Source organism: Sphingomonas corticis, assembly GCF_012035195.1.
GTDB lineage: Bacteria > Pseudomonadota > Alphaproteobacteria > Sphingomonadales > Sphingomonadaceae > Sphingomonas > Sphingomonas corticis.
The window spans coordinates 62987-75867 of the sequence record NZ_JAAVJH010000004.1; the positions used below are offsets into that span (position 1 = coordinate 62987).

Annotated in this window: 11 protein-coding genes; 4 read left to right on the plus strand and 7 right to left on the minus strand. The window is 71.5% G+C overall.

What is annotated here, in order from left to right; genetic code table 11:
- Nucleotides 1-17: 17 nt before the first annotated feature.
- Both HBH26_RS07605 and HBH26_RS07610 read right to left on the minus strand, forming a co-directional pair.
- Nucleotides 18-194 (minus strand): hypothetical protein, encoded by a 177-nt coding sequence (locus HBH26_RS07605; RefSeq protein ID WP_168133997.1) that lies wholly within the window; start codon nt 192-194, stop codon nt 18-20.
- Nucleotides 195-278: 84 nt separating this feature from the next.
- Nucleotides 279-2687: a TonB-dependent receptor plug domain-containing protein gene (locus HBH26_RS07610; protein WP_168133998.1), complete on the minus strand. Its 2409-nt coding sequence runs from the start codon at nt 2685-2687 to the stop codon at nt 279-281.
- Between the two features lie 167 nt (nt 2688-2854).
- Between HBH26_RS07610 and HBH26_RS07615 the strand changes: the two genes are divergently transcribed.
- On the plus strand, nt 2855-4156 hold the full coding sequence (locus HBH26_RS07615) for a dicarboxylate/amino acid:cation symporter (protein ID WP_168133999.1): 1302 nt from the start codon (nt 2855-2857) through the stop codon (nt 4154-4156).
- 4 nt (nt 4157-4160) lie between these two features.
- On the opposite strand, the gene HBH26_RS07620 is transcribed toward HBH26_RS07615, so the two are convergent.
- A complete protein-coding gene (locus HBH26_RS07620) occupies nt 4161-4388 on the minus strand; it encodes a DUF3072 domain-containing protein (protein WP_168134000.1) in 228 nt (75 codons plus the stop codon).
- A gap of 81 nt (nt 4389-4469) precedes the next feature.
- Here HBH26_RS07620 and HBH26_RS07625 point away from each other — a divergent pair, with 81 nt between their 5' ends.
- On the plus strand, nt 4470-4931 hold the full coding sequence (locus HBH26_RS07625; RefSeq protein ID WP_168134001.1) for a YaiI/YqxD family protein: 462 nt from the start codon (nt 4470-4472) through the stop codon (nt 4929-4931).
- Here HBH26_RS07625 and HBH26_RS07630 read toward each other — a convergent pair.
- Both HBH26_RS07630 and HBH26_RS07635 read right to left on the minus strand, forming a co-directional pair.
- A complete protein-coding gene (locus HBH26_RS07630; RefSeq protein ID WP_168134002.1) occupies nt 4928-5329 on the minus strand; it encodes a GNAT family N-acetyltransferase in 402 nt (133 codons plus the stop codon). The two genes, HBH26_RS07625 and HBH26_RS07630, sit on opposite strands and share 4 nt — an antisense overlap.
- Before the next feature lie 73 nt (nt 5330-5402).
- A complete protein-coding gene (locus HBH26_RS07635) occupies nt 5403-5810 on the minus strand; it encodes a rhodanese-like domain-containing protein (RefSeq protein ID WP_168134003.1) in 408 nt (135 codons plus the stop codon).
- A gap of 83 nt (nt 5811-5893) precedes the next feature.
- Between HBH26_RS07635 and ftrA the strand changes: the two genes are divergently transcribed.
- Nucleotides 5894-6886 (plus strand): transcriptional regulator FtrA, encoded by a 993-nt coding sequence (gene ftrA, locus HBH26_RS07640; RefSeq protein WP_338057294.1) that lies wholly within the window; start codon nt 5894-5896, stop codon nt 6884-6886.
- Nucleotides 6887-6900: 14 nt separating this feature from the next.
- Here ftrA and HBH26_RS07645 read toward each other — a convergent pair whose 3' ends face one another.
- Nucleotides 6901-8706, minus strand: coding sequence for a DUF885 domain-containing protein (locus tag HBH26_RS07645; RefSeq protein WP_168134004.1), 1806 nt, complete (start codon nt 8704-8706; stop codon nt 6901-6903).
- Nucleotides 8707-8841: 135 nt separating this feature from the next.
- On the opposite strand from HBH26_RS07645, the gene HBH26_RS07650 reads away from it, so the two are divergent.
- Entirely contained in the window at nt 8842-12033 is a 3192-nt protein-coding gene (locus HBH26_RS07650) for a helicase-related protein (RefSeq protein ID WP_168134005.1), read from the plus strand.
- Nucleotides 12034-12146: 113 nt separating this feature from the next.
- On the opposite strand, the gene HBH26_RS07655 is transcribed toward HBH26_RS07650, so the two are convergent.
- Complete coding sequence (locus HBH26_RS07655; protein WP_338057295.1) at nt 12147-12878, minus strand: arylesterase; 732 nt, start codon at nt 12876-12878, stop codon at nt 12147-12149.
- Nucleotides 12879-12881 lie beyond the last annotated feature (3 nt).

Here is a 12881-nt window from a genome sequence, read left to right on the forward strand (position 1 = left end):
GATGCGATCAGGCGCGATCACTTCGATCCGCCGCTCGATCCACCACCGCTGTTGCCGCCGCCTCCGCTCTTGCTGCCGCCCGAACGACCGCCGCTGCCCTTGCCGCCGGTCGATTTGCTGGACGTGCCCGATCCGGCGTCGCCGCCCTTGGACGTGATCGCCCCGGGATTGCCGCCCGCACCCTTCTGCGCCATTGCCTATTCCTCTTTTCACCAAGAAAAAGAGAAACTTGGCCGCTCAGACAGGGTTCCGGCGGCTAACCTGGATGATGCACTCTCCTACCAGCTGAGGCCGGCGCGGACATACAGGTAGCGCCCGTTGAAGCCGAACGGCGAGTAATAGGGAAAGCCGATAACGCCGGTCGAATTGTTCGCCGGCACCGTCGCGTCGGGATAGACGTCGAACAGGTTGCTGACGCCCAGCGCGATCTGCCCACCCGGCGTCGCCTGATAGCGCAGTTCCAGGTCGGTGATCGCGTGGCGCCCGCTGCGCACGTCGGCCGCGGGCGTGGTGCCCGGCTGGTTGGTGTCGCCGTAATAGGTGACGCGGGCGAGCGCGCCGACGCGGTCCAGCGACCAGTCGATCGTGCCCGACACCTTCTCGCCGGGCGTGCCCTGCTCGATCGTCAGCACGCGGCTGCGCGCGAACAGCGTCGGCGCGGGGTTCAGCGTCGCCGTGGACGTCGGTACGCTCGTCACGTCCACCGTGTTGACGTTGCCCGCCACGGTGAAGTCGAACGCGCCCGCACTCTCCGTGCGCCAGCGATAATGCGCCACCGCATCGATGCCCTTCGTCGTCGAGCGCACGCCGTTGATGAAGAAGCGCGCCGCGGTGACGCCGTAGGGCGACAGCAGCGCCGCCACCGATGGGCTGAACGAGGCGTTGATGTTCTCCGACAGGGCGATCTGGTCGCGCAGCTTGATGTAATAGCCGTCGATCGTCAGATCGAAGCCGCCGAAGCGGATGACGGTGCCCGCGGAGAAGTTGGTCGACTTCTCCGGTTCAAGCTGCAACCCGCCGAGCGCGGTGCCGAGCGGGCTGGTCGACGGTGTGGTGATCGTCAGGAAGGGCACGCCGTTCTGCACCACCGACGCGGTGGAGGTGAAGAACTGCTGCTGAAGCGACGGCGCGCGGAAGCCGGTCGACACCGTGCCGCGCAGCGCCAGCCAGTCGGTCAGGTCGAAGCGCAGCGACGCCTTGCCGTTGGCGGTCGATCCGAAGTCCGAGTAATCCTCGTACCGGCCGGCGAGGCCGAGGAGGATGGCGTCGGTCAGCTGCGCCTCGACGTCGACATAGGCGCTGCCGTTGCGCCGCGAGCGCTCCAGCTCGTTGGCGGTGCTGAGCCCGGGGAAGCCCTGGGCACCGGCCGAGATGCCCGACACGGGCTGCGACGCCGCCTCCCCGGCCTCGATCTTGTAGCCCTCGCGCCGCCCTTCCAGGCCGAAGGCGACGTTCAGCGAGCGGAACACGTCGAAGCGGCGCGACACGTCCAGCCCGGCGACCCACTGGTCGTAGGTGAGGCGCCCGGAGTAGAAGTCGGTCTGCGACGCATTGCCCGCGGCGAAATTCGCGCTCTCCAGCGTGCGGAACGTGGCGCGATTACGACCGTAGCTGAGGCTGAGGTCCACGTTCCACCCCGCCACGTCGCCGCGCACGCCGACCGCGGAATTGAGGTCGATCGACTTGGTGTTGATGACCGGCAGGAAGCCGTCGGGATACAGCGTGCCGACGTTGTAGCCCGCGGTGACGCCGGGAAGCCGCGGGAAGGCGGTCCCGCGGGTGTCGCGGTCCTGATAGCCGGCATAGCCGTACAGGCTCCAATCGTCGGTCAGCGATGTGCCGGCGTTGGCGAAGATCGTATATTGCTCGACCTGCGGATCGCCGAAGCGGCCGGTGATGCGCGTCGGCGTGACGCGCGGATCGAAATCGGCGCGGTTGGTCGGCTCGCGCTTCGTATATTCGCCCGACACGGTGAGGAAGCCGTCCGTGCCGAAGCCGATGCCCTGCCACGCCGACGCGGTGACCGTGTTCTCGCCGGTGCGGTGGCGGCTGCCGCGGGCGGTATCGATCTGCGTGTCGTAGAAGCCGTAGGTGACGGTCGCGCCGCCGCCCTCGCGCGCCTCGCGCAGCCGCAGGTTGACGACTCCCGCGATCGCGTCCGACCCATATTGCGCCGAGGCGCCGTCGCGCAGCACCTCGATCCGGTCCAGCGCGGTAACGGGGATGGTGTTGAGATCGACCGCGGAGGAGCCGCGCCCGACCGAGCCGTTGACGTTCAGCACCGCGGAGGCGTGGCCGCGGATGCCGTTGACCAGCACCAGCGTCTGATCGGGCGAGAGGCCGCGCAGCGTCGCCGGGCGCACCGCGTCGGTGGCGTCGGTGGCGGCGGCGCGCGGGAAGTCGATTGAGGGCGCGATCGCCTGCAGCGCGGCGGCGACCTCGGTCGTGCCCTGCCGCTGAAGGCTGGCGGCACTCAACACGTCGACGGGCGACGCGCTGTCGAGGCGCGTGCGCCCTTGCGCTCGGGTGCCCGTGACGACGATCGCGTCGCTCTCCTCCGCCGGGGCGGCGGCGTCGCCGGTCGGTGCGGCTTGCGCCTCGGTAGCGGGCTGCTCCTGCGCGCCGGCGGGGGCGGCCAGCGCCAGCAGCGAGGCGGAGAGGAGGAGTGCGGCGTGGTGGCGGGTCATGCGGAACGTTCCCTGCGAGTATCAGTGGCGCCGTCGAATTACGCGGGCCTTTCCCGTCGCTTATCGCGCCGTGACGATCGCGCTGCCGCAATCTGTGTTGCAGGCGGGCAAGCAAATCTACGCAATCCCTACTTGTTCGGAGGGGGATGGATGCTCATGCCTTCAGGATGACGCGTTCCTCTCTTCGCCTGCCCTCTTTCGGCATTCAGGTAGCGGTCGGCATGGCCGCCGGGCTGCTCCTCGGCCTCGCCGCGCAGCGGGTCGGCGGCGATGGCGGCGGATTGGCCGCGACGCTGCGCACGGTCGGTCAGCTGTTCGTCCAGTTGCTGAAGGCGCTGGTGCCGCCGCTGGTGTTCACCGCCATCGTGGGTTCGGTGGCGGCGCTGCGCGACCTTTCCAACGCCGCGCGGCTGGTGGGGCAGACGCTGCTGTGGTTCGCCGTCACGGCGCTGATCGCGGTGGCGATCGGCATCGCGCTGGGCGTCACCTTGCAACCCGGGCTGCACGCGGGAGTCGATGCCAGCGCCGCGACGGCCCCCTCGACGCGCGGGTCGTGGATCGACTTCCTGAAGGGGCTGGTGCCCGCCAACGTGCTGGGCATTGGCGCCACGACGACGCTGGCGGACGGCGCGGCGACGACGGCGGTGTCGTTCAACGTCCTGCAGATCATCGTCGCGGCGGTGGCGATCGGCGCGGCGGCGGTACGCGTGGGCGAGGCCGGGGCGGCTGCCCTCGCCTTCAACGCCTCCGCGCTCGCGATCTTCCGCCGGCTGCTGCGCTGGGTAATCGCGTTGACGCCGATCGGCTCGGCCGCGCTCGTCGGCGATGCGGTGGTGCGTTACGGCTGGCACACCCTGTCCTCGCTGGGCGCGTTCGCGGGCGCGGTGTACCTGGGCCTCGCGCTCGTGCTGCTGGTCGTCTACCCCGCGCTGCTCGCCGCCAACGGCCTGAGCCCCGCCGCCTTCTTCCGGCGCGCCTGGCCCGCGATCCAGCTCGGCTTCGTCTCGCGCTCGTCGGTCGGCACGCTGCCGCTGACGGAGGAGATCACCGAGCGCGCATTGGGCGTGCCGCGCAGCTATTCCGCCTTCGCCGTGCCGCTGGGCGCGACGACGAAGATGGACGGATGCGCCGCCATCTACCCGGCGGTGTCGGCGATCTTCGTCGCGCAGTTCTTCGGCGTGGCGCTGGCACCGTCCGACTATGCGCTGATCGTGATCGTTTCCGTGCTCGGCTCCGCGGCGACCGCGGGGCTGACCGGGGCGACGGTGATGCTGACGCTGACGCTTTCCACGCTCGGCCTGCCGCTGGAGGGCGCCGGGCTGCTGCTGGCGATCGATCCGATCCTCGACATGGGGCGCACCGCGGTGAACGTGGCGGGGCAGATGCTGGTGCCCGCCATCGTCGCCGAGCGGGAGGGTCTGATCGCGGGCTTTCCGGCGGAGGACGACGCGCGCGCCGTCCCCGCCTGAGGCGTCAGCTGCGCCCCAGCTCCTCCTTCAGCGCGTCGATCCGCTGCGACGCCTCGGCCTTGGTCAGCCCCTCGGGCGGGGGCTCCTTACCGGCTTCCTCGCTCAGCGTCGTCAGGTAGCTGGCCTGCGCGCCGGTGATCGGTTCATCGCCCGTCGTCCACGTCGACGGGTCCTTCTCCGCGTTGGAGCCGGGGTGCTCGTCAAGCTTGGGATTGTGCATGGTCTCGGTCATCGTCGTTCCCTCTATGTTCGTGAAAGAACGGCCGATCCGCCGCGCGGTTCCGCCCGTTGCGGGTTCATGCGAAGAGGGGCCATGAGTTCGCCCGCCCAAATCCTGGTCGACGCCGACGCCTGCCCGGTGAAGGAGGAGATCTATCGCGTCGCCTACCGCCGCGAGGTGCCGGTGACGATCGTCAGCAACGCCCACCTGCGCATCCCCGCGCACCCGCTGATCGCACGGGCGGTGGTCAGCGAGGGTTTCGACGCGGCGGACGACTGGATCGCGGAGCGCGCGGACGCGGCCGCCATCGTCGTCACCGCGGACATCCTGCTGGCCGAGCGCTGTCTGAAGGCGGGGGCGACGGTGATCGCGCCCAACGGCCGCCCGTTCACCACCGCCTCGATCGGCAACGCGGTCGCCGTGCGCGCGATCATGAGCGACCTGCGCGCCGGCGGCGACCAGATCGGCGGCGCGAAGCCGTTCGCGAAGGAGGACCGCTCGCGGTTCCTGTCCGCGCTGGACGAGGCGCTCGTGCGGCTGGCGCGACGATCCTAGTCAACCCGAAGTACGAAGCGGGACTTGCGCAGCATCGACGCGCCCTGGCGCCGGTAGAAGCGGGCGGCGTCCTCGTTCCAGTCCGGCGTCTGCCACTGCACTTCCGACAGGCTTCGCGCCGCCGCGTAAGCGCGTACGGCATACAGGAGCGCCGCGCCGATCCCGCTGCCGCGGCAGTCCTGCCGGACGAACAGGCAGTCGAGGTGGAGGAAGCGGCGACCCGTCCACGTCGAGAAATCCACCGTCGCCGTCGCGTAGCCGACCGGTCCGCCGCGCTGGGTGGCGATCCAGGCGGCGAGCCAGGACGGCTTCCGCTCGAAGGCGGATCGTAGCGCGGCGACGTCGATGCCCGCCTCTGCCCGCTCGAACGCGGCATGGCTGCGAATCAGCGGTAGCATCGCGTCCGCATCCTTCCGGCCCGCGCGCCGGACGCGGACGTCCGGTGCGCGGGCCACGCCCGCCTGCGCCGGCTCAGTCACCCGGCTGCCCGCGCTCCAGCGCGAACCCCTCGTCGATCCAGCCTGTCAGGCCACCGACCATGATCTTCACGGGCCGGGAGAGACGGGCCAGTCGCACCGCGCCACGTGCCGCACCGTTGCAGTGCGGCCCGGCGCAATAGGTCACGAAGATCGTCTCGTCGGGCCACCCCGCCAGCTTCGACGCGACGATCTTGCCATGGGGAAGATTGACCGCACCCGGCACGTGACCGGCGGCGAACAGATCGGGTCCGCGCACGTCCAGCAGAACGAAGCCGGGGTCGGGACGGGACAGCGCGTCGTGCACGTCCCAGCAATCCGTCTCGAAGCGGAAGCTGTCGGAGAAACGGGCCTCGGCCTCGCGGGCGGAGGCCGGGGGAACGGCGATCACGGCATTGGGCATGAAGCGTCTCCTGCTGACGCCGCCGTGTGGCCGACCGGCTGCGTAGCTGGCCATCGGCACGATTGCCCTTTATCGAAAGGATCGTGCCAAACCGCCCCGCCTCAGCCAATCGCCGCGTCGTCGCGCTGGTCTACGACGGGCTGTGCACGTTCGAGTTCGGGATCGCGGCGGAAGTGTTCGGCCTCGCGCGGCCGGAGATGGGCGAGGATTGGTATCGGTTCGCGGCGTGCGCGGAGAACCCCGGCCGGCTCGCGACCAATGCCGGTCTGTCGGTACAGGTGGAGCACGGCCTGGAAGCCTTGTCGACCGCCGGGACCATCGTCATCCCAGGCTGGCCGGGAAACGGCGCACCGCCGTCGGACCGCCTGCGCACGGCATTGCTCGCCGCGCACGCGGGGGGCGCGCGGCTGGTATCGATCTGTTCGGGCGCATTCCTGCTGGCGGCGACCGGATTGCTGGACGGCCGGCGTGCGACGACGCACTGGCGCTACGCCGATCGCCTAAGGGCGGCCTATCCGGCCGTCAGCGTCGATGCCGACAATTTATACGCGGGTGACGATCGCGTGTTCACCTCCGCCGGATCGGCCGCCGGGATCGATCTCCTGCTCCATCTGGTCCGGCTGGACTTCGGTGCGGAGGCGGCGAACAGCGTCGCGCGCCGCATGGTGGTCGCGGCGCATCGCAGCGGCGGTCAGGCGCAGTTCACCGCGCAGCCGGTGCTGGCGCGACCGGACAGTCCCCTCGCCGCGCTGCTCAGCCGGTTGCGGAGCGATCCGGCGCGACCGTGGACGATCGCGCAGATGGCGCGCTCCGCCGCCATGAGCGAGCGAACGCTGGCTCGACGCTTTCGCGACGACACGGGCGCGAGCCCGCTGGCGTGGCTGACGACGCAGCGGATCGCGCTGGCGCGCGAACTTCTCGAAACGACGAACCTGCCGGTGGAGCACGTCGCCGACCGGGCCGGGATAGGAAGCGCCGCCAATTTGCGGATCCACTTTCTCGCGAACGTCGGCATCCCGCCCGGCCTCTATCGCCAGCAGTTTCGCCGCACTGGCGCCGCCCTGCCGGCATCGTGACGGGGCAGGGTTTGTTACCCTATCCGCTCCCGCGCCACCTGTTCCAGCACGGTCAGCGGCATCGCGCCCAAAGTCAGGATGCGGTGGAACGCCTTGGGATCGTAAGCCGCGCCGGCCTTCGCCTTCGCCTCGTCGCGCAGCTTCGTCCAGACGGTGTGGCCGATCTTGTAGCTGCACGCCTGCCCCGGCCAGACGGTGTAGCGGTCGATCTCGCCCTGGCTGCGCCCGCGCGCGATGCCGGTGGTGGCGATGAGGTAATCGGTCGCCTGCTCCCGGCTCCAGCGCTTGGCGTGCATCCCCGAGTCGACCACCAGCCGCGTTGCGCGGAACAGCAGCGACTGGAGGTACCCGACCTGACCGAGCGGATCGCCGTCGTACATCCCCATCTCGTCCGCCAGCTGCTCGGAATAGAGCGCCCACCCTTCCGAATAGCCGGAGTAGAAGCCGCGGCGGCGGATCAGCGGAATGTCCTCGCTTTCCAGCGCGCTCATCACCTGGAGGTGGTGACCCGGCACGCCCTCGTGATAGCTCAAGGTCGCGAGGCCGAACTTGGGACGGTCGAACGTGTCGCGCAGGTTGATGAAGTAAATCGCCGGCCGCGTGCCGTCGAGCGAGGCGGACTGGTAATAGCCACCGGGCGAGCCCGCCTGGATCGCTTCGGGCACGCGGCGGACCTCGACCGGCGCGCGGGGCAGGATCGCGAACTGCTCGGGCAGGCGCTTCGTCATCGCCGCCACCTGCGCGCGCAATTGCTCCAGCAGCGCCTCGCGACCGGGATCGGTGTTCGGATAGAGCTGGTCGGGCCGCTTGTTCAGCGCCACCAGCCGCTCGCCGACCGTTCCCTGCGTCATGCCCTGCTTCTTCAGGATGCCGTCAATCCGGGCGCCGATCTCCGCCACCTGGTCGAGGCCCAGGCGGTGGATCTCCTCGCCGGTCAGCTCGGTGGTGGTCGCCGCGCTTGCCGCCGCGGCGTAATACGCGGCGCCATCGGGCAGGCGCCACACGCCGGCGTCGTGGGTCGCCTTCGCGCGCAGCTCCGTAACCAAGGCGCGCTGCCGGTCCAGCGCCGGGAAGACGCGCTCCGCCATCAGCCGCGCGGCGGCCTGCGCCTGCGCGGGCGGCAGGTTGGCGGCCTTCAGCTTGGCGGCGAGATCGGTGACGGGGCCGGTCGCGTCCGGCGCCTTGTCGCGCACCGCGGCCAGCTGCTTCAGCGTGGTGTCGAGAATATAGTCGGGCGCGAACACGCCCTTCGCCGCATCCTCCTTCTGCCGCACCGTTTCCGCGTCGATCGCCGCGGCGAACGCCTCCACCCGCGCGACATAGGCGTCTGCGTCCGCCGCCGTCTTCACGCGGTGCTGGTTCGCCAGGAAATCGGGCACGTCGCGATAGGCGCCGGTCAATTGCGTGAGGACGTAGGGAGTGTAGCGCCCGGCGTTCGAGCCATAGGCGAAGCGCTCGCCGGCGATTACGCGGTCCAGGCTGTAGCGCACGATATCGTAGTCGAGTCTCGCCGCATCGCCGAGCGCGTCGCGCGGGATCGCCGCCAGCGCGGCGAGCTCCCGCTTCGCCCGCGCGTAGTCGCGCGCTTCGCCGGCGCGGGAGGCGTCACCCAGCTTCGATCGCAGCGCCGCCCGCGCGCCGGTGTCGAGGCCCAGCGACGTCGCCTGTTCCGGGCTGTCGTCCAGCCGCGCGTAGAAGAAACGGTCGAGCAGCGCGCGCAGCTCCGCGTCGCGGCTGCCCGCGGCGGCGAGCGCGACGCGGGGGAGGGCGGCGGCGGTGCCGGCGAGGGCGGCGGAGGCGAGGAAGTGGCGGCGGCGCATGGAGGCTCCCGGTGATGATCTTGTTCAAAGACTGACGGGGGTTAGCGCGATTGTCGAGGCCGGCGAGGTCCTTGGGGCGGAACGGGGCGGCGCGGCATCCGTTCGCCACTACCCTTGCCCCGGAGTGATCGCCCCATGACGGCCCTTGCCGACCCCGCCGTTCGCGCGATCTCCTCCACGCGTCTGGCGACGCCCCCCGGCGTCGGCGAGATCGCCGCGCGGCTGGCCGAGGCGCTGGAGCGCGACGATATCCTGTTCGCAACGCTGGACGAGGCGCGCGCCATCGCCGTCGCGACCGCGCTGGAGCGGATGAGCGCGGCGGTGGTTGTCTTCTGCCCCGGCAGCGATGCGCTGCCCGGCGACGAGGCTCCCGCCTCCCCCGCCAACGTCGGCCAGCGTGTCGCCGCGCTGCGCCGCGTGCGGCTGGCGCTGGCCGGGGGGAAGTCGCGCCGGCGCGTCGCCTGCATCACCACGGGCGAGGCGCTGGCCCGGCGCTACGCCACGCCCGACGCGTTCGAGGCCGCGCCGCCGCGCGTGGCGGTGGGCGAGCCGGTGGTGCTGGCCGACCTGTTCGCGACGCTCGAAGAGGCGGGCTATGCCGTCGACGAGCGTGTCGACGAGCCGGGCGAAGTGGCGCTGCGCGGTCAGGTGCTGGACGTCTATCCCGCCGACGCCGCCGAGCCGCTGCGGATCGAGGAGGCGGACGGCCGCGTCGCCTCGCTGCGCCACTACGACCCGGGCACGCAGCGTACCACCGGGGAGCGCGACGCCCAGGAACTCGGACGCGTGTCCGAGCCGCCGGTGGACGCGGACGGCGGCGTCACGCTCGCCGCCCACTTGCCGGGCGCGCTGCTGGCGGTGGAGGCCGGGGCGGAGGACCGCCGCATCCGTTTTCTGGCGCTGGCGGCCGATGCGGCGAAGCGGCGGCCCGGCCGGGCGATCCGCGTCATCGCCGACGATGCCGCGTGGAAGGAGGCGACGAAGGATCGCGGCACGCTGTCGCTCGATGCCGTCGAAGCGCCGCCGCCCCGCTTCGTCGAAGGCAAGGCGCCGCTGCGTGCGCTGGCCAAGGCCGCCCGCGCGGCGTGGGCGGACGGCGAGCGCGTCGTCCTGATCGGCGGCGCGCGCGACCTGCGCTTCCTGCGCCCGCGCGTAGCCAAGGCACTGAAGGCGGAGGTGGCCGACGTCGCCGACTGGCGCGCGGTGCGAAAGGCGAAGCGCGGCAGCCTGCTGGCGCTGGAGGCACCGGTTGATCGCGGCTTCCGCTTGGAGGGCGTGCTGGCCGTGGCGGCGGGCGACCTGCTGGGCAGCCGCGCGGAGCGCGAGGAGGCACAGACCGGCGCGGCGGACACCGCGTTGTTCTCCTTCGGCGAGATCCGCGTCGGCGACGTGGTGGTGCACGAGGATCACGGCATCGGCATCGTCGCCGGGCTGGAGGCGATGCCGGGCGAGGAGGGCGGCGACGCGGTCGCGCTGACCTACGCGGACGAGGGCGTGCGGCTGGTGCCGGTGGCGGAGGCCGACCGGCTGTGGCGCTACGGCGCGGACGCGGACGCGGTGAAGCTCGACAAGCTGGACGGATCGACCTGGGCGAAGCGGCGCGGCGCGATCGACGTCGCGATCGCGGAGAGCGCGCGCGCGATGACCGCGCTGGCGGCGGAGCGCGCCGGGCGCACCGCGCCCGTGCTCGATCCCGATCCCGCCGCCTACGAGCGATTCGCCGCGGGCTTCCCCTTCGGCGAGACGCGCGACCAGGCGCGCGCCATCGCCGCGGTGCGCGCGGACCTCGCCTCGGGCGCGCCGATGGACCGGCTGGTGATCGGCGACGTCGGCTTCGGGAAGACCGAGGTGGCGCTGCGCGCCGCCGCGATCGCCGCACTGGCTGGAAAGCAGGTTGCCATCGCGGCCCCGACGACGGTGCTGGCGCGCCAGCACCTTGAGACGTTCGCGTCGCGGTTCGAGGAGGCGGGCGTCGCCGTCGCCGGCCTGTCGCGGTTGTCGAGCGCGGCGGAGAAGAAGCGCGTGAAGGCAGCGCTGGCGGACGGATCGGTGCAGGTGGTGATCGGCACCGGCGCGATCGCGGGCAAGGGCGTGTCGTACAAGGACCTGGCGCTCGTCATCGTCGACGAGGAGCAGCGCTTCGGCACGGCGGACAAGGAGCGGCTGCGCGGCCTGGGAGCGGGTCACGTCCTGACGCTGAGCGCCACACCGATCCCGCGGACACTGCAATCCGCGCTGGTCGGCATCCAGCAATTGTCCGTCATCGCGACCCCGCCCTCGCGGCGACAACCGATCCGCACCGCGGTGGGCGCGTTCGACAAGCAAACCGTGCGCAGCGCACTGCTGCGCGAGCGCAGCCGCGGCGGACAGAGCTTCGTCGTGGTGCCGCGGATCGAGGACATGGCGGCGATCGGCGCGATGCTGTCGACGCTGGTGCCCGAGCTGGAGGTGCTAGAAGCGCACGGCAAGATGCCCGCTGAGGAGATCGACGAGGCGATGGTGCGGTTCGGCCGCGGCGACGGCGACGTGCTGCTGGCGACGAACATCATCGAGGCGGGGCTGGACGTCCCGCGCGCCAACACGATGGTGATCTGGCGCGCGGACCGCTTCGGCCTCAGCCAGCTGCACCAGCTGCGCGGGCGCGTCGGGCGCGGGCACCGGCGCGGGCAGGTGCTGCTGCTGACCGAGGCGGAGAAGGAGATCGCACCGCGCACGCTGAAGCGGCTGCGCACGCTGGAGGCGTTCGATCGCCTGGGCGCCGGCTTCGCGATCAGCGCGCGCGACCTCGACATGCGCGGCGCCGGCGACCTGCTGGGCGAAGCGCAGGCCGGGCACATGAAGCTGATCGGCATCGACCTCTACCAGCACCTGCTGGAAGCTGCGCTACGCAGCGCGCGGGGCGAGACGGTGGAGCGTTGGACGCCCGAGTTGCACCTGGGGGTCGAGGGGCGCCTCCCCGAGGCGTGGCTGCCCGACGCGGAGTTGCGCATCACCTTCTACGCGCGGCTGGCCCGCGCCGAGGAGGCGGGAGAGATCGACGCGCTCGCCGCCGAGCTGGAAGATCGCTTCGGCGCGCTGCCGGCGGAGGCGGAGACGCTGCTCGCCATCGCGCGCGTGCGCAGCGCCGCGCGGGCGTGCGGTGTCGCACGTATCGACGCCGGCCCCGCCGCGATCGCGTTCACCCCGCGCAAGGACTTCGCCGGCGACGCGGATGCGGCCGGACTGGTGGAGAAAGGCGGAAGGCTGCTGCTGGCCGAGCGGATCGCCGATCCCGCCGAGCGGCTGGCGCGGGTGGAAGCCATGCTGGAGACGCTGACGGGGGACTGACGGAGCCGCCGGTGCTCCTGCGAAGGCAGGAGCCCAGAGCCACGAACGCCGCCGCCCGTGATCCCGTGCTCCTGCCTTCGCAGGAGCACGGCTATCGCGGATGGATTCAAGTCCTAACCCGTCGGCAGCGCCTTCAGCGCCCCCGACACCAGCGGCGCGACGCGGTCCGCGATCCGCTGCACGCCCTGCGCATTGGGATGCACCCCGTCGGGCAGCATCAGCGCGCGCCGGCCGATCACGCCGTCGAGGATGAACGGATAGAGCGGCGCGTCATGCTGCTTCGCCAGTGCGGGATAGATGGCGTTGAAGCGGCCGGCGAAGTCGGGTCCCAGATTGGGCGGCGCCATCATCCCGGTCAGCACGACCGGGATCTTCCGCTTCGCCAGCTCGTCCAGCATCGCGGTCAGGTTCGCGCGCGTCTCCGCCGGGGGCACCTGTCGCAGCACGTCATTGCCGCCGAGGCCGAGGAGGACGAGGTCCGGCGCGCGCTCCAGCCGGTCGAGCGTGTACGCCAGCCGCCGCCGCCCGCCCGCGGTGGTGTCGCCGGAGACGCCGGCGTTGACGATCGTGGCGTCGATCCCTTGCGCACGCAGTCGCGCCTGCACCGCGTCGGGCAGGCTCTCGCCGCGCTTCAGTCCGTAACCGGCGTAGAGGCTGTCGCCGAACGCCAGCACCAGCCGTTTCGGCCCGGCGACGGGCACGCTCGCCGCCGGTGTGGCGCCGGCGGCGTCGGCCGTGTTGGTGGCGGTGGGCGCCGCTTCCTGCGCCTGTCCGCACGCCGCCAGCGACAATGCCGCTTGGAGCAGCGCGCCATGCACCGCATATGGTCGGTATGACTTCGTCACTGA